Here is a 16202-nt window from a genome sequence, read left to right on the forward strand (position 1 = left end):
CATCATGACTTTACAACATAATAGATAGATGAAAAGGGCTTAGGAGATATGACTAGACAGAGATACCCGGGACAAGGATACAGGGGATATAGTAGAGTGAATAAGAAGATGGAGAAAATGGTTGCGACATTAGTGATCGCTGCGGCTGTTTTCGTCCTTAATCAGATGGGGATAGATATAGGGGGGTCAGGTAGCTCAGGCAGCAAAGTAAAGCCGCTAAAGGAAAAGAGTGTAGAGCAGCTACTCGATGAAGTGAGGGTGGCTTCGCCAGATGAATACGCTGATTATGACAGGGACTCCTATACAGAGCCATATAAGAAAATCGAGTATAAAGGCAGAAAGTATTCGCTGAGAAAGTTCGCATTTGTGACGAGTAAGCACTACAAGGATGGCGATTATATAGACCCATATACGGGCGATGAACTCTCTCTTGATGACAGCAATTTCGACCATATCATTCCGCTTAACTATGTGAATAAGCATGGGGGCGCCAAATGGAGTCATTCTAAGAAGCATCAGTACGCGACAGATGTGCGTGTTGGAGTAGATGTAGATGGGGCGGTAAATCGCGATAAGTCAGATAAGGGATCGAGCGATTGGCTGCCAGAGACGAATGTTGATGACTACTGCTATACTTGGCTGGTCATCGCTGTGAGCTACGATATACCGCTTTCGCCAGAAGACGTCAAAGTTATTAGGGATCATATCGGAAATAATCCAAAGCTGATAAATCCATATAATTAAAGGAGTGCTACTATGTACGTGTATTATTACGACTCACCGATGGGTGTTATGAAGCTTTGCGCTGATGAAGAGAGCCTTCTCGGTGTATGGTTCGATGAAGAGCGGATAGCAGAGGCCTCTTTAGATATCGAAGCAATCGAGAATCTCCATGATAATAAACATATAAGCGATGCAGTTTGCTGGCTTGACGAATACTTTGCAGGAAATGTTCCAAGCTTTACTCCGAAGCTAAAGCTGCAGGGGTCAGAATTCAGAAAGACCGTATCAGAGATAATGCTCAAGATTCCTTATGGCGAGCTTAGCACATATGGTGAAATCGCAAGGGAAGTCATGATAAGACTTGGCAAAGAGCGCATGTCAGCTCAGGCTGTGGGAGGCGCAGTCGGTAGCAATGAGTTTTCAATCATTGTACCTTGTCACCGGGTGGTTGGAAAGGACGGAAAACTCACGGGCTACGCAGGAGGCATGGATAAGAAGGTTTATCTGCTTCACCATGAGGGGGTTGATTTCGAAGGGCATAATTTAAGGATATAATACTTGTATTTCACCTCATAGTATCATATTATGATACTATGAGGTGTAGATATGATAAAAACATACAATATGATTATTCATGAGTTACATGATTACAGAAACCCTAAGACAAAACTTGGAAGATTAGTTAAGGAAGGCGTGTACACGCCTGTTATCAGGGGGCTTTACGAAACAGATCCTAATACGGCAGGGTATCTTTTGGCTGGAAGCATCTATGGTCCATCCTATTTGTCGTTTGATTTTGCTCTTTCATATTACGGAATGATTCCAGAAATTGTTCATACAGTGACATGTGCAACATATAATAAAAAGAAAAAGCGTATATATGAAACTGAATTTGGCAACTTTATATACAGAGATGTTCCAGTTAAAGCATATCCAATAGGAATAATTATTAAGAATGAAGGTGATTACTCATTCCAAATTGCAACGAAAGAAAAAGCTTTGAGCGATAAGCTTTATTCAATGAAACCTATTTCTAATCAAAAAGAACTAGAGACCGTACTTGTTGATGATCTTAGAATTGATATGGATGAAGTAATTAGGTTGGATGAGAATGATCTTCGTGAAATTTCAGAAGCATATCATTCAACGAATGTGAGTCTTTTGTATAGGCTGGTTAAGAGAAGGACGATGAAAAATGAAAAACGTGATTGAACAGATGCTTGCAAAATATGAATTGAACTCCGATTATGATAGGGTTAACGCTCTTAAAGAGATTATTCAGGAGATTACTTTAAGTGGACTTAGCCGTGGCGGTTTTTTTAAGAAAGCTGCATTTTATGGTGGTACCGCTCTGAGAGTTTTTTATGGGTTAGATAGGTTCTCAGAAGATTTAGATTTTTCGCTCATAGAAAAAGATGAGAAGTTTGACTTATCAAAATGGTTTGCAGCAATTGAAAATGAAGCCGCTGCTTATGGGCTTAAATTATCCGTAGAACAGAAAGTTAAGACGACTGATTCGGCAATAAAGTCAGCATTTTTAAAAGGTAATACTAGGGAGCATCTTCTCATTTTTTATGATGATTCTGGTATGTTAAATCATTTTCATGGAAATGAATTAATTAAGATAAAGTTTGAAATTGATACAGATCCACCTAAAGGAGCGTTTTTCGAAAAGAAGTATCGATTACTTCCTGCACCATATGAAGTCAATATATATGATGAAGCTTCGTTGTTTGCTGGGAAAATACATGCAGTTATATGTAGAAAGTGGAAAAACAGAATTAAAGGAAGAGATCTTTACGATTATGTGTTTTATTTAGGCAGAGAAACCAAAGTCAATATGACACATTTAAGAGCTAGACTTATAGAGTCAGGAGTTATTAGAGAGAATGAAGTTTGCGAAATAAATGATATTAAAAAATTGTTGAATGATAGGTTTGAGAATATAGATTATAAACAAGCCAAAGAAGATGTTATTCCATTTATAAAAGAACCTTCAAAAATGGATATGTGGAGTACAGAGTTTTTTAAGCAAATCACAGAAGGCTTAACGGACTTAAAATAGCGATTTAATCTGAAAATACAAATTAGCACAAAGGAGCTATAATCAATATTGATATTTTGGTTAATACTAATCAATAGGATTATCCCCTGATAGATTAACAATAATAGCAGGCAGAGCTACGCTCTTTGCCTGCTGTTTTCGTTTGATTTTAGAATTACTTTTCCACCTACCGTCCAGTTGATAGCGCTTGTAGGACATATGCTCCTGCACTTGCCACAGCGAATACATTCAGCGCTGTTGATGTTATCTAGAACCTTGACCTGCATATCGCAATGGATTTCGCATTTCATGCAGTTAATACATGTACCTCTATCCACTTCCATCTGAAGTACGCTAAAGCGGTTAAAAAACGAATATATCGCGCCTAGAGGGCATATGTATTTACAGAAAGGTCTGTAGATCATCGTCGAAAGTATGACAGTGATAATCAGAAGAATCATCTTCCAGTCGAACAAGATGCCCATCATGGTTCGCAGAGATTCGTTCTTAATGAGGAGAGGTATGCCGGCCTCGATAGTGCCAGCTGGACAGATGTACTTGCAGAAGAACGGCTCTCCGATCCCAAAATCATTTGATATTGCAATCGGAAGTGCAAATACGAATACCGCAAGTATAACATATTTGAGATATCTGAGCGCTTTATCCATCTTCGCAGGTATCCTTCGCTTCTTCACTCTGATCTTGTAGAGCAAGTCCTGAAAGAATCCAAACGGGCACAAAAATCCGCAGACGAACCTACCGAGAAATGCTCCAGTAATAAGCAAAAAACCCATCACGTAGTATGAGATGTGGTATTTGTTACCGTTTTCGACCGACTGCAGTGCTCCGATAGGGCACGCTGCGCCGGCTGCCGGGCAAGAATAACAGTTTAGGCCAGGTGAGCAGAAACTTTTACTCTTTCCTTTGTATATTGTACCGTCGGTGAAATTCGAGACGTGAGGATTGGTCATGAACGTCGCTATGAGCTGCACTAGATGACGCCTCGGGTTGTTAGTCTTCATGGCGCCTCCTATCCGATGCCTATGCATTCGAGACAGACGGTGGCAGCCTTGCTGAAGACCGTCATTATCTCACCTCTACCGACACCTATTATTAACATAACGATACCAGCCGCGATGAGCGCAGCCGGTATCAACCTTTTATACTTCTTAGACATAATCTATTCCTGATAATCCCTGCCTATGACAATTTCTTAAGACGAGAATTTACTTCGTTCATATAGAGTTCTGTAATCGCATCAGTATCATGTGTTGAGAACGCTCCAACCTTTGGATCACCGATTTGCTTTCCATTCTTATCAAAGAACACGGTGGTAGGAGTGCCGCTTACGTACTGAAGAAGTCCTTCGTTCAAAGAATCGCTTGGAACTAGCGTCTTTGCCGTTAATCCTTGCTTAGAGAGAATCTCTTTTGCTGTATCTGGTGAAGCTTCTCCGTCGAGACAAATAGATACAAACTGTACGTTTGAAGGAAGCTGATTCTTGAGCTTCTCAAGTGCAGGCATCTCATCGATGCAGTAGCCACAAGTCGTCGACCACACGTTAACCACGGTGAGGTCGTAATCCTTCAGATTATCCTGTGTGAATTTTTCACCGTCAAGTGTAGTGGTTTCAAAGCTTTTAAGGCTTGCCTTTGGACCATGAGAGCCTTTTGATTCTGAATTTGAACTATCCTTACCGCAGCCTGTGAATGATATTGCGAGTGCTAGCAAAAATGCCGCAAGCAGTGTAAACCGTTTAATGTGTAGTTTTTTCTTCATAATATTCCCCAATATTCCTTATTTATCGCAATTAAACAAAAACATAATGTATTATAATCTTACGATATGGGTTTAGTATAACATCTAAGTGACGAAATTAATCATTATAAAAATCTTAATTTAAATTGTGCACTATCAAAAATATTGATGAATGCGATATATTGACCGAAGAGGTAGCGATACTAAAATGTTACGATATGGAAAAGGAGAATAAGGATATGAATATTACAGTTTACTGCGGATCTCGATTCGGTGAGAAGTCCGTGTTTAAGGATAAAGCAATTGAGCTCGGAAACTGGATTGTAGAAGGTGGACACAGCCTCGTGTACGGCGGCGGAAATGTAGGACTCATGGGAACCGTTGCAAATACAGTTTTAGAAGGCGGCGCCAAGGTCTACGGTATCATCCCAGAGTTTCTGCTCGACCAGGAGAAGGGACACGAGGGCCTCTACACACTTGAGATCGTAAAGTCTATGCCAGAGCGCAAGACTCGTATGATCAATCTTGGTGATGCTTTTATTGCACTCCCAGGTGGGCCTGGCACACTCGAAGAGATTTCAGAGATAATCTCGCTAAGAAGACTAAACAGAACTGAGAAGCCTTGCATTTTATACAATATCGAAGGCTTTTATGAGCCTCTAAGAAAGCTGCTTGAGGAGATGGTAGTTGCCGACTTCCTGCCAGCTGAAGATCTAGATAAGGTTGTCTTTGCGAGCAATCTGGATGAGATTAAGGCTGCGCTAGGCGAGGAATAAAAGTAATAAGGGAAGATAATATTGCTTATGAGAAAACCCTGCAAGTGATGGAATTCATGCTTGCAGGGTTTTTGGTGCACAAATTTACATGTAATTCATTATAAGGATTATCTATACAAATGGCAGAAGTATAGATATAAGCAATTGTTAGAATTTTGATAGACTAGCTAGAATAATAAGGAATGTTATTCCCCAAAACATAAAATATAAAAGGAGGAACTATGAAGTTCAAGAGCAAGAGCTCAAGAAGTCTAGTAAAGGTCCTAGCGCTATCGATGATACTATCGACAGCACCATTACTTGCCTTTGCAGACGATTCTGCAGCTACTGAAAAAACAGAAACTGCAAGTGTTTCAACCGAGGCCAAAGCTGAAAAGGGTGATGCTACACCGGCTACAAGTAGCGTATCACAGCCAGCTAACCCAAGACACGGATCAGGATTCCGTGCAGCAGAGCCTTCCAAGACTGGTCCTTATAAGGAGTCGGATTTTGCACTTCTATATAAGACGGAGAAGGCAACACTTAGGAACATGCCTGTAATTGACAAGGCAACAGGTAAAGCGCTAACTAAACCAATTAAGTTCAAGGTTTGGAATGCAACACTTCAGAGATTTGAAAAGGAAGTTACTTCATCTAACGGTGTGTTTCCAGATGTTGAATTAATCAAGGAGCATCATTACATCATTTTTGCACAGGATAAAGAGTATAACTTCAAAAATAACGCATACATAATTATCAAGGAAACTGGAAGTGTCGTATATAATGACAGAACTCCAATTACAACGAGCCATCCAGGACAAGATGAAAAAATCACATCATTCGTCCTAGAGAAGAGGGCTACACCGATTACGGATGCTACAAAGGCAAATCGCGTAAAGATTGATCTACAGCTCTTCTATATGGAGAAAGTTGGCAGAAACTATCTACCGAGTGACGATAGTTTTGACTGGGAGGGAACTAATTCAACCCTAGTTCTGACAAGCCCGTTCGAGACAATTAGAGTTCCAATCAAGGACAGCACAGTTGAAGTTGAACTCATGGAAGATGATGTATACACAGTAAGTGTTGAGAGTGAGCAGCTCGGCATGTATACGTTTCCGCTAACTGTTAAAGACCACTCAGAGCGTGGTGCTGACAAGCTTGCGTATAACCATCTCAGCTGCACAAACAAGGATACTATCATACTTTTTGACAAAGATGGTCAGATTGAGAAGAAGTATCTTGATGCACTAACAAGCGTAAGTGGAAAGACTAAAGTAGAAGGACTAAACTTCAACAGCAGAATTTTACCAAGATGGTTCGAACAGTATAACGATAGCGTAAGATACACTATGAATGAAAAGCTTCTCGATAAGGCTGTTGCAAAAGGTCTAAAGGGAGATTTTGACGTAATAGATATTCACTCTATCAATATGGCTAGAACTGAGCGTTCACGTCTCATGCTTGCTGAAGGTCAGTTCTTTAATTACACTACTGAAGTTCAGTCTGGTAAAAATGTGGGAAAGGTTTCATACATAGACAGCAATGGCAAGCTAAAGCCACTATCGTTCACTCAGACTGGTAATAAAATCAAGTTCAATATGAATTCCCTGTCCGTATATCCGATAGTGGTTCAGTACGTATCAGATAGCAGCGTTCAGTATGTAGCAACTGAAGGTGACGGATTATCATTTGAGAAGGGTGATGACGTTGATGTAAAGGCTGTATTTAAGTCTACCTCTTCAGTGGACAAGAGCTTTGAAAACTTCAGCGGAGTGGAAGTTGATAACGAAAGGCTCGAGGATTCTGACTACACTGTCACTAAGGGAAGTACAGTTATTAGACTTAATAAGAGTTTTGTGGACAGACTATCTGCTGGTAGACACACACTTACTGCATACTTCGATGCCGACACAAAGTCATCTTCGATTACGTTTACAATTAAGCCTGCAGCAGTGCATAGCAACAATAGTGCTGTAAATAATGCAAGTTCAAATAGTAGCGCACCGAGAGTTTCTAACTCTACAGCTCGTAGGAGCGATGTTACATATGGCAAGACTGCTAAGGTAAGAGCAGGTAGAGTTGTAAAGACTGGTGACACAGGAAATTACGCTCTGTATGCTGTGCTATTAATTTCATCAATATCCTCACTATCTATTTTACTTAAGAGACGTAAGGAGAATTAGAGGGGAAGATACTGGAAAGGAATATGAGAGAGATTAATAAGCTATTTATGTTAAAAAAGCTTTCTTTGGTGATAATAATAGCTGTTTCTCTATCAGTGATTTTATCAGGCTGCACTGAACAGACAAGAAAACAAGCGCTTGAAACAGTCAATGGCATTAAGATAGAATCATACATGGTAGAGGAGCAACCAATAGTCAAAGACCTTAAGAAGGAATTCTCGAAAGAAATTGATAAGGCTAAAGATGATAAATCTATCAAAAAACTACTAAAGGATTTTAAGTCTCAGATTAAGTCTATCTCAACTAGAGAGGATAAAATAAAGGCTTGTAAAAGGCTTCTGAAAGAGCAGATTGATGCAATGGATGGGAGCAAAGCTGAAGAAGCACGTAAAATTCTGAAGTCATATGAGAGGAAGTTCAATAAGGTAAAGAGTGACAGTGATCTTACTCTGCTAACCAATGAAATCGGTCAGAAGATTGCAGAGAAAAGTGGTACGTCGTTTGACGTAAGTGCGACGACAAATCTAATCGAAAAGGAAAATGAGACTAGCGAAAAGCTGTCTAAGCAAAAGAGTTTATCTAGCAGTGGTTCTACAAAAAGCAGCTCATCGAGTACAAGCACAACTAGCCAGAGCAGTAGCGATGGTGGCAAGAAAAAACGCTGGGTACCTGCAGTTACTAAGACTATAACGCATCCAGAAACTACTAAAGAGAAACGATATATTGTTAGCTATGTATGTCAATGCGGAAGATCATTCCCAAATCTTTCAGCATGGCAAGCTCATAAACCAAATCCTTGAGATGGGAACCATGTGTACTACAATCCGGTCTGGGGGACTAAGACTGTAAAAGTACCTGCATGGACTGAAACCGTGGTTGTTTCAGAAGGTCACTGGGAATAGGTGAAAAGATGAAGAGAAAGATATTACCGATTATTATGATTCTGGCTATAAGTACTGCACTACTAGCCGGCTGCACTAAGAAGGGTGCAGATGACAAGAAGAATAAGGACGGATATACGCATATCTCTGGTAAGGAGGCAGCTAAATTCGTTGAAAATGCTGAAACGGATGACGCTAAAATCATCGATGTACGAGGCAAGGTTGCCTGGGGAATGGGTCATATTCCGAAGTCCATTCCTGTATGGTATGAAGACTTCGATAAGGGGGAAGTAAAGGAACTCCCTGATAAGAATCAGAAAATCCTACTTTACTGCGATTACGGTGGTCTGAGCAAGAGGGTTGCAAAGCGTCTTGTGAAGCAGGGATATACCAACGTATATGAGTTTAATGGACTCAAGGTATGGAAGGGCAAGGTTATAGTAGAGGAGGAGTACAAAGACCTCCAAGAAGGTGAGAGCAACTAAGCCTATGCCGTACAGGCAATATTCTATAAAACAATAACAGCGAGGGTTTACGCCCTTGCTGTTCTATTGCAGTAATACTATTGTCTAATATTCTTCCTGTTCAACACCTACGATGTTGTAACGACCATCTCATGTGTTACCCTGTGATAACCATGCCTGCCTTGCAGCTGCAATCTGCCCAGTTGAGTAGTAGCGACCTGCTCTAGTTATATACACAGTTCTCGTTCTCTTGGCAGCAGGTTGCTGCGGCTGAGAGTGCGATGCTGAACCAGAAGAACTGCTCGAGCCTGAAGACGAATGAGATGAGGATGAGCTTGATCCTGATGAAGAGGAAGAACTCTTGCTACTTGACGCATCTTTCTTGGTCTTGTCATCCTTCTTATCCTTCTTGTCATCGCTTCCCTTGCTCGTTTCGGATGAAGCCGCTGCAGAATCGTCTGATCCAGTGCTACAGCTGTCTGATGATGCCTCTATCTGTTTTTCATTTTTCGTTTTTGCTTTCTTATCCTTACTAGACTTTGAACTTCCGCTCATGTTTAAACTCACAGCAACTATTAGTGCAGCAACGGCTATTACAAGCAGTAGCCCGAGCGCCTTTTGCATGAGACTCATTTGTTTTATTCTGTTCATCGATAAATTAATCCTATTTCCCTATTCCCATTTTTTTAAAAATTTTACTTTTCGTTTCTAATTCCACGTATGTTACTTTTTGACGGTGAGCTTCCACGATTTGTTATCCTGCTTGTCGAAGTCTAGAACTTCATGATTGAGCTCTTGGATCCACGTACGTACATAAACCACGCGCCAAACCAGATTCCAAGTGCGATGAATAGCAGTGCCAGCCAGGCTCTTGTCGCAAGCTGGGAAGTTGCGACCAAACCGTTACCGATAAGGCAGCCCTTTGCCCATATAGCACCTATTCCCATGAGCATGCTTCCAATTACAGTTCTTATTACGATTCTCTTATCTGTCTTGACTATTGAAAATTCTTTGCTAGTGAAAGCGGTGAAGAATGAACCTAGGATTATTCCTAAGATCACTAAGTTATCCCAACCGACACCGTCGGTTCTGTTATAGACAACTCATCCGATGGGTTCTGAATGAGTGCCTGTTATCATGTTGAACCACGATAATACCGGGTCTGAAATTGAGATTCCGCCATTTCTACCAGTGAGGTTGCTGAAGTAGAATGCAGCAGCCATCAGCACTCCGATCAGTATTACAGTTATCTCGCGACTCCAAATCTTCTCGCAGAAGACGTGGCGCAGACCTGTGTAGGTTTGCGGCAGCTTGTATTTGGGCTTGTGCGCTCTGTAATGACGAAACATTAGGATATATAGTAGCACTGCCACTGGCGCAAATATTAGTATCGGAGAGAAGGGCATATCGAACAAATCTATGTCGTATACCTCCTGTAGCCCCATAACCTTCTGCGTAAATGGCTTAAAAATCCACTTGTTAGTAAAAAATTCAGTCGTTGCAAAAACTATAAGCGATAATATTCCGATGATTCGCCCGTCTCCGACCTTGACGAGAGTACTCGTAACGCAGCCATTGGTGAGCACCGCTCCGATTCCGAAGATGAATCCACCTATAGGAACTGCAACCATAGAGTAACAGCCAAAGAATGGTGACGGTATAGTCATGCTGCCTACTAGCATGTGATATAGCAAACCTTCGGTGGCGATTATTGCTAGGATAAGAACTGCGTTATAGTAATTCTTCTCAAGATAAATATCTCGTATCGTTCCAGTAGGACAGAATCGTCCGCGCTTGAGTAGAAAGCCGAACAGCAAGCCTATAAACAAACCGGATATATTAAGTAGCAAAACAGCCTCCTTTTATATGAATTCCAATTAATAATTATATTTCTTTATGCAAAGCCTTAAAATATGTATACGGATAATCAATACATAATTATTCTAAATAGAGATTATCAATGCATTAAAATACGTGTAACCATTGTGATACGCGGATGATGAGGAAATAAGAGGACAGTATTAACTAAAAAATATTGACTAGCGCGGAGGATAAGAATATAATCATTAACATTAGAAATAGTTAACAATGTTAATTATTAACACAGATAAATAATATGCTGAATTTAAACTATTTTGATAATAAATTGAAATGGAGAATTAGATGAAAGAATACCAATTGAATTTTCTTCACAAGGTGCATAGCTTTCACAAGGTTAATTTCTTGAAGCTTGTACCAGAGCTTAATCCAAGTGAGCACATGCTTATAAATGCGCTGCTAGATTGTGAGTTCGGGAAGTGCGCTAACTTTACAGAAGGATTTGATATTAATACTAATGAAACTAAAGGTGTAAAGGTATCTGAATTAGCCAAATCTATTCATATGACTATGCCTGGAGTATCAAGGATGCTATCAAGTCTTGAAGATAAGGGAATCATTGAGAGACGAATTGACCCTAGTGATAGAAGGAATACGCTGGTTTTTATTACAAAAGATGGGGCAGATAAGATAAAGGGTTATAAACAAAGGCTTGATGCATATTTAGATATAGTCTTTGAAAGATTTGGCGAGGAAAATGTCGTAAAGCTTATAGAATTGATAACACTGATAACAGAAATCTCTGAAGAGGAACTTAATGTGGCACTATCGAAAGTAGACATATAATAGTGGAAGAAAGGAAAGGTAGCAGATGACAAAGCTTTTTAAAAATTTAAAGCCGTATAAGCTATCTATAGTGATACTCCTTGCTGTGCTTGTAGTTCAGGCGTTTGGAGACATTTCGATACCTAGCTATATGCAGAAGCTGATTGACACGGGAATTCAGAATAAGGGTATCGAGCATATATTGCCTAGCAAGGTTACTGCAGATGAATATAGCGAGGCCCAGATATTCATGACCGATGATGAGAAAGAAATCTGGGCATCTTCGTACAAGAAGATGGGAGATACGTATACTCTTAAGGTTAAAGATGAGAAAAAACTTGAGAAGCTTGATAATAAACTGCTTAAGCCAATCGTATTGAGCTATCAGCTCGGACACATGACTGTTAAACAGTTTAAGAATACTGTCAAGGAGCAGTTAACTTCGAGAGCAGAGACAGAAGCGCTTGCTGACCGCATAGATGATATGTCGGTTTCCGAGATTGCAGCTCTCATGAATGCTGATATCAAGTCATTTAGAGCGAAGGATCAGAATGGCAAGATGCATACTTATGTGGATATGCGCCCAATGATTCAGGCAAGAATAGCCAGCGGTCACATGGATAAATCGACAATCAGCAAGCCTAAGGAAGAGATGGATAAGACGCTCTCTTCAGTGGGTGATAGGACTCTCAAGTCGATGGGTATTGCTTATGCGACGAACGCGGCTAAATCGGCTGGGGTAAATATAGACAAAGTGCAGAAATCGTATCTATGGAATACCGCATTCAAGATGATGTTCGTTACACTGCTGATGATTGCCGCTGCAGTAATCGCATCCTACATATCTTCCAAGGTGGGAGCGAAGATAGGTATGACGCTTAGGAAGGAAGTATTCGAGAAGGTTATGAGCTTCTCGAATGCTGAGATGGATAGTTTCCAGACATCTTCTCTGATTACTAGGGCGACTAATGATGTACAGCAGGTTCAGATGACTCTGACCATAATGCTTCGAATGGTTCTCTATGCGCCTGTGCTCGCAGTATGGGGAATCTTTAAAGTGGTTCAGACGGGTGCTCATATGAGCTATGTCATTGCATTGGGAGTATTAGCAGTAGTGATTCTTGTCGTAATTCTGATGATTATCGCATTGCCAAAATTTCGCATCATGCAGGAACTCGTGGACTCTCTAAATAGCGTTTCTCGATCGATACTAACCGGCATTTCAGTAATTCGTGCATTTGGCAGAGAGAGTTTTGCTGAGAAGCGTTTTGACAAGGCGAACAATGAACTTAAGAGTACACAGCTATTTACGAATAGAGTCATGACATTTATGCAGCCTCTGCTGATGCTACTTATGAATTTCCTTGGGGTAGCCATAGTGTGGGTTGCTTCGCACAGAATTGATACTGGGGACATGCAGGTAGGCTCTATGACGGCATTTCTAACGTACTCTATGATGATTGTAATGTCATTTATGATTCTGACAGTAATGTCAATCCTAATACCAAGAGCTGGTGTAGCTGCTAGCCGAATTGATGAGGTTATCATGTCGGAATCATCAGTGCTAGACAGTGCGAATGCAATCGAGATTAACGAAAGTACTGGTAGACTCGAATTTGATAACGTCTCATTTAGATATGCAAATGCTGAAGAGGATGTAATATCAGATATATCGTTCACTGCGGAGCCTGGTGAAACTACGGCGATTATCGGAAGTACAGGCGCGGGTAAGAGTACGATAGTCAATCTGATTCCTAGATTCTTTGATGTAACTGCTGGAAGCATCAAGCTTGATGGAGTCGATATAAGAGATATAAGTATGAAATCACTTAGAAAACAGATAGGCTTCGTGCCTCAGAAGGGCGTACTGTTCTCAGGAACGATTGATTCAAATATAAGATTTGGAAATGAAGATGCTACACCTGAAGAGGTGCATGAAGCTGCGGAAATCGCGCAGGCACTCGAGTTTATCGAGGAGAAAGAAGATAAATTTGAAAGCAATATCGCTCAGGGCGGTTCTAATGTATCGGGTGGACAGAAACAGAGACTTTCGATAGCGAGAGCGATTGCCAAGAATCCTAAGATTATGGTATTTGACGATAGCTTCTCAGCTCTAGATATGAAGACTGATGCAAAACTCCGGAGAGTGCTAACAAAATACGAAAAAGATGCGACTAAAATAATCGTTGCCCAACGCGTTGGAACGATTATGGATGCTGAGCAGATTATAGTGCTTGATGACGGTAAAATCGTCGGAAAGGGTAGGCATAGAGAGCTTCTCAAGAATTGCGAAGTATATAGACAGATTGCTGAGTCGCAGTTATCTAAGAGCGAATTGGAGGTGGAATAATGACAGACGATAAGAATAAGAAACCAGCTCCAGAAAAGCAGAAAGGCCATGGACCAGGAGTAGGGGCAGCAACCGAGAAACCAAAAAATTTTGGTAAGTCGATGAAGCAGATATTGAAGTATAGTGGAAATTACAAATATGCATTTATAGTGGTGATATTCTTTGCGATTGCAGGTACTGTATTTCAGGTAGCTGGACCGAAAGTAATGGGTCGTGCGACTACTGTGCTCGCAGAAGGATTAATGTACAAGATTAAAGGTACAGGAACTATTGATTTTGCTGCTATTGGTAAGATTCTAGCTCTTACAGCTTTCCTCTACGCGCTTAGTGCCATATTCAGTTTCATTGAGGGCTGGATTATGACTGGTATAACACAGAAAATAGTGTACAAGATGCGTCGTGACATCTCGGAGAAGATAAATCGCATGCCGATGAAGTATTTTGAGAGTCATCAATATGGCGACATACTGTCCAGAATTACGAATGACGTTGACACTCTCGGAACGGGACTCAATCAGAGCATAACCACGATTATTACATCTATAGCCACTATTATCGGTGTAATAGTTATGATGCTAACCATATCGCCAATTATGACTTTAATTGCTGCTACTACAATTCCAATTTCTATCGTGTTACTCGGTTTCATCATCAAGATGTCGCAGAAATATTTTAAAACGCAGCAGGAGTACCTCGGAAATATCAACGGGCAGATAGAAGAAAACTTTGCAGGGCAGCTGGTAATCAAGGCGTTTAACAAAGAAGCATCGATGGAGAAGACCTTCAACGAAACGAATGAAGTTCTCTATGAATCCGCTTGGAAGTCGCAGTTTATATCAGGCGTCATGCTGCCAGTTATGATGTTCGTAGGAAACCTCGGATACGCTGGTGTAGCGATATCTGGTGCAATGCTGGCTATTAAGAATGTGATTGGAATAGGAGATATCCAGGCGTTCATCCAGTATGTTCGCACGCTCACTCAGCCACTATCGCAAGTCGCTCAGGTTATGAATCAGGTACAGTCTATGGGTGCTGCAGGAGAGCGAGTATTTGAGTTTCTGGCAGAAGAGGAGGAGTCTCCTGACCTAGAGAATAGTGCATCTCAAATCGATGTTCAAGGATTTGTTGAGTTTGAACATGTGAAATTCGGATATGATCCAGAGAAGGTTATAATCAAGGATTTTAGTGCGAACGTTAAGCCAGGTCAGAAGATAGCTATAGTTGGACCAACTGGTGCAGGCAAGACGACTATCGTCAAGCTGCTTATGCGCTTCTACGATGTAAATGCAGGTGCGATTAAAATTGACGGTGTAGATATCCGCAGTATGAGCCGTCACGGGCTTAGGAACAACATCGCCATGGTACTTCAGGACACGTGGTTATATTCCGACACGATTATGGAAAACATAAGATACGGAAATCAGAATGCTACAGATGAAGAGGTTATTGCGGCGGCCAAAGCGGCAAGAGCAGATCGATTTATAAAGACTCTGCCTGGTGGATATGACATGGTTCTAAACGAAGATGCGACCAATATCTCCGAAGGGCAGAAGCAGCTCCTTACAATTGCGAGAGCGATTTTGGCAGATCGCAAGCTGTTAATTCTCGACGAGGCGACTTCATCGGTAGACACGAGAACAGAGGTCAGAATTCAAGAGGCTATGGATAATCTGATGAAGGGACGCACGACATTTGTAATCGCTCACAGATTATCGACTATCAGAGATGCTGATCTTATACTCGTGATGAACCACGGTGATATAATAGAGCAAGGAACTCACGATGAACTGCTCGCACAGGGCGGTACATATGCTGATCTCTATAACTCTCAGTTTGACGAAGTGGAGGCATCGTAATGGGTAGGGCAAGACTTAGCACACTGTGTTATATAGAAAATAATGATAAGTATCTTATGCTACATCGCATCATCAAAGCAAATGATATCAACCATAATAAATGGATTGGTGTAGGAGGCCATTTCGAAAATAGAGAGAGTCCCGATGACTGCCTACTTCGTGAAGTACGTGAAGAGACGGGTTACACGCTTACAGACTACAAGTTTCGAGGCATAGTTACCTTTATCTACGGAAGCGGTGAAAAAGAGATGATCGAGTACATGCACCTCTTTACGGCGACTGGATTTAAAGGGGAACCGATTCCTTGCGATGAAGGTGTACTTGAGTGGGTGTCTAAAGATAAGTTACTAGACCTCGAGCTGTGGGAAGGAGATAAGATATTTCTCAGACTCCTAAGTGAGCGAGATGATTTCTTTTCGCTTAAGCTAGTTTATAACGATAAAGATGAACTGATAGAAGTGGTCCTTGATGGGAAAGTACTATAAAAGTTAATAGAAATACCAAAGACCTAGGAAGTGGAATTTTCCAAATCCTAGGTCTTT

General features: G+C 40.9%; 16 protein-coding genes and 1 pseudogene. 12 read left to right on the top strand and 5 right to left on the bottom strand.

Annotated features, from left to right (window positions below; all coding sequences use genetic code 11):
* The first annotated feature begins 48 nt into the window (after positions 1-48).
* Genes Q7O90_RS04170 through Q7O90_RS04185 form a run of 4 tightly spaced genes read left to right on the top strand, consistent with a single transcriptional unit; the run spans position 49 to position 2788 of the window.
* Positions 49-744, top strand: a complete 696-nt coding sequence (locus Q7O90_RS04170; protein ID WP_304127855.1) for a hypothetical protein — start codon at positions 49-51, stop codon at positions 742-744.
* Positions 745-756: 12 nt separating this feature from the next.
* Positions 757-1278 (top strand): methylated-DNA--[protein]-cysteine S-methyltransferase, encoded by a 522-nt coding sequence (locus Q7O90_RS04175; RefSeq protein ID WP_330667043.1) that lies wholly within the window; start codon positions 757-759, stop codon positions 1276-1278.
* Positions 1279-1329: 51 nt separating this feature from the next.
* The gene (locus Q7O90_RS04180) at positions 1330-1935 is read left to right on the top strand and encodes a type IV toxin-antitoxin system AbiEi family antitoxin domain-containing protein (RefSeq protein WP_304127857.1); all 606 of its coding nucleotides are present in this window, start codon (positions 1330-1332) and stop codon (positions 1933-1935) included.
* Positions 1919-2788: a nucleotidyl transferase AbiEii/AbiGii toxin family protein gene (locus Q7O90_RS04185; RefSeq protein WP_304127860.1), complete on the top strand. Its 870-nt coding sequence runs from the start codon at positions 1919-1921 to the stop codon at positions 2786-2788. Before Q7O90_RS04180 ends, Q7O90_RS04185 begins: the two co-directional genes overlap by 17 nt.
* 116 nt (positions 2789-2904) lie before the next feature.
* On the opposite strand, the gene Q7O90_RS04190 is transcribed toward Q7O90_RS04185, so the two are convergent.
* The 3 genes from Q7O90_RS04190 to Q7O90_RS04200 are packed head-to-tail and all read right to left on the bottom strand — an operon-like array spanning position 2905 to position 4546.
* Positions 2905-3789 carry a 4Fe-4S binding protein gene (locus tag Q7O90_RS04190; RefSeq protein ID WP_304127862.1) on the bottom strand — a complete coding sequence of 295 codons (885 nt, stop codon included), beginning with the start codon at positions 3787-3789 and terminating at the stop codon, positions 2905-2907.
* 8 nt (positions 3790-3797) lie between these two features.
* Positions 3798-3944, bottom strand: coding sequence for a CD1871A family CXXC motif-containing protein (locus Q7O90_RS04195; protein ID WP_304127865.1), 147 nt, complete (start codon positions 3942-3944; stop codon positions 3798-3800).
* A gap of 23 nt (positions 3945-3967) precedes the next feature.
* Entirely contained in the window at positions 3968-4546 is a 579-nt protein-coding gene (locus Q7O90_RS04200) for a TlpA family protein disulfide reductase (RefSeq protein WP_304127869.1), read from the bottom strand.
* A 218-nt stretch (positions 4547-4764) separates the two neighbouring features.
* On the opposite strand from Q7O90_RS04200, the gene Q7O90_RS04205 reads away from it, so the two are divergent.
* The 4 genes from Q7O90_RS04205 (at position 4765) to Q7O90_RS04220 (ending at position 8832) form a co-directional block, all read left to right on the top strand.
* Positions 4765-5301, top strand: coding sequence for a TIGR00730 family Rossman fold protein (locus Q7O90_RS04205; RefSeq protein WP_304127872.1), 537 nt, complete (start codon positions 4765-4767; stop codon positions 5299-5301).
* A 221-nt stretch (positions 5302-5522) separates the two neighbouring features.
* Positions 5523-7466 carry a hypothetical protein gene (locus Q7O90_RS04210; protein WP_304127875.1) on the top strand — a complete coding sequence of 648 codons (1944 nt, stop codon included), beginning with the start codon at positions 5523-5525 and terminating at the stop codon, positions 7464-7466.
* Positions 7467-7489: 23 nt separating this feature from the next.
* A complete protein-coding gene (locus tag Q7O90_RS04215; protein ID WP_304127878.1) occupies positions 7490-8266 on the top strand; it encodes a hypothetical protein in 777 nt (258 codons plus the stop codon).
* 110 nt (positions 8267-8376) lie between these two features.
* Positions 8377-8832: a rhodanese-like domain-containing protein gene (locus Q7O90_RS04220; RefSeq protein ID WP_304127881.1), complete on the top strand. Its 456-nt coding sequence runs from the start codon at positions 8377-8379 to the stop codon at positions 8830-8832.
* Positions 8833-8961: 129 nt separating this feature from the next.
* On the opposite strand, the gene Q7O90_RS04225 is transcribed toward Q7O90_RS04220, so the two are convergent.
* Both Q7O90_RS04225 and Q7O90_RS04230 read right to left on the bottom strand, forming a co-directional pair.
* On the bottom strand, positions 8962-9462 hold the full coding sequence (locus Q7O90_RS04225; protein ID WP_304127885.1) for a hypothetical protein: 501 nt from the start codon (positions 9460-9462) through the stop codon (positions 8962-8964).
* Between the two features lie 122 nt (positions 9463-9584).
* Positions 9585-10661, bottom strand: a pseudogene (locus Q7O90_RS04230) (YeeE/YedE family protein).
* Positions 10662-10974: 313 nt separating this feature from the next.
* On the opposite strand from Q7O90_RS04230, the gene Q7O90_RS04235 reads away from it, so the two are divergent.
* From Q7O90_RS04235 to Q7O90_RS04250, 4 genes are read left to right on the top strand one after another with little or no spacing between them, the layout of a single operon-like run.
* Positions 10975-11475, top strand: a complete 501-nt coding sequence (locus Q7O90_RS04235; protein WP_304127888.1) for a MarR family winged helix-turn-helix transcriptional regulator — start codon at positions 10975-10977, stop codon at positions 11473-11475.
* A gap of 25 nt (positions 11476-11500) precedes the next feature.
* Positions 11501-13804 (top strand): ABC transporter ATP-binding protein, encoded by a 2304-nt coding sequence (locus Q7O90_RS04240; protein WP_304127890.1) that lies wholly within the window; start codon positions 11501-11503, stop codon positions 13802-13804.
* Positions 13804-15660, top strand: a complete 1857-nt coding sequence (locus Q7O90_RS04245) for an ABC transporter ATP-binding protein (protein ID WP_304127892.1) — start codon at positions 13804-13806, stop codon at positions 15658-15660. The genes Q7O90_RS04240 and Q7O90_RS04245 overlap by 1 nt, the downstream gene beginning before the upstream one ends.
* Complete coding sequence (locus tag Q7O90_RS04250) at positions 15660-16145, top strand: NUDIX hydrolase (protein WP_304127894.1); 486 nt, start codon at positions 15660-15662, stop codon at positions 16143-16145. Before Q7O90_RS04245 ends, Q7O90_RS04250 begins: the two co-directional genes overlap by 1 nt.
* The last annotated feature ends 57 nt before the right edge of the window (positions 16146-16202 follow it).

The organism is Mogibacterium diversum (assembly GCF_938028775.1).
GTDB lineage: Bacteria > Bacillota > Clostridia > Peptostreptococcales > Anaerovoracaceae > Mogibacterium > Mogibacterium diversum_A.

Bases quoted from the DNA above. Each gene is read 5' to 3' on its own strand.
- Q7O90_RS04170 (WP_304127855.1), top strand. From the start codon at position 49: ATGACTAGACAGAGATACCCGGGACAAGGATACAGGGGATATAGTAGA.
- Q7O90_RS04175 (WP_330667043.1), top strand. From the start codon at position 757: ATGTACGTGTATTATTACGACTCACCGATGGGTGTTATGAAGCTTTGC.
- Q7O90_RS04180 (WP_304127857.1), top strand. From the start codon at position 1,330: ATGATAAAAACATACAATATGATTATTCATGAGTTACATGATTACAGA.
- Q7O90_RS04185 (WP_304127860.1), top strand. From the start codon at position 1,919: ATGAAAAACGTGATTGAACAGATGCTTGCAAAATATGAATTGAACTCC.
- Q7O90_RS04190 (WP_304127862.1), bottom strand. From the start codon at position 3,789: ATGAAGACTAACAACCCGAGGCGTCATCTAGTGCAGCTCATAGCGACG.
- Q7O90_RS04195 (WP_304127865.1), bottom strand. From the start codon at position 3,944: ATGTCTAAGAAGTATAAAAGGTTGATACCGGCTGCGCTCATCGCGGCT.
- Q7O90_RS04200 (WP_304127869.1), bottom strand. From the start codon at position 4,546: ATGAAGAAAAAACTACACATTAAACGGTTTACACTGCTTGCGGCATTT.
- Q7O90_RS04205 (WP_304127872.1), top strand. From the start codon at position 4,765: ATGAATATTACAGTTTACTGCGGATCTCGATTCGGTGAGAAGTCCGTG.
- Q7O90_RS04210 (WP_304127875.1), top strand. From the start codon at position 5,523: ATGAAGTTCAAGAGCAAGAGCTCAAGAAGTCTAGTAAAGGTCCTAGCG.
- Q7O90_RS04215 (WP_304127878.1), top strand. From the start codon at position 7,490: ATGAGAGAGATTAATAAGCTATTTATGTTAAAAAAGCTTTCTTTGGTG.
- Q7O90_RS04220 (WP_304127881.1), top strand. From the start codon at position 8,377: ATGAAGAGAAAGATATTACCGATTATTATGATTCTGGCTATAAGTACT.
- Q7O90_RS04225 (WP_304127885.1), bottom strand. From the start codon at position 9,462: ATGAACAGAATAAAACAAATGAGTCTCATGCAAAAGGCGCTCGGGCTA.
- Q7O90_RS04235 (WP_304127888.1), top strand. From the start codon at position 10,975: ATGAAAGAATACCAATTGAATTTTCTTCACAAGGTGCATAGCTTTCAC.
- Q7O90_RS04240 (WP_304127890.1), top strand. From the start codon at position 11,501: ATGACAAAGCTTTTTAAAAATTTAAAGCCGTATAAGCTATCTATAGTG.
- Q7O90_RS04245 (WP_304127892.1), top strand. From the start codon at position 13,804: ATGACAGACGATAAGAATAAGAAACCAGCTCCAGAAAAGCAGAAAGGC.
- Q7O90_RS04250 (WP_304127894.1), top strand. From the start codon at position 15,660: ATGGGTAGGGCAAGACTTAGCACACTGTGTTATATAGAAAATAATGAT.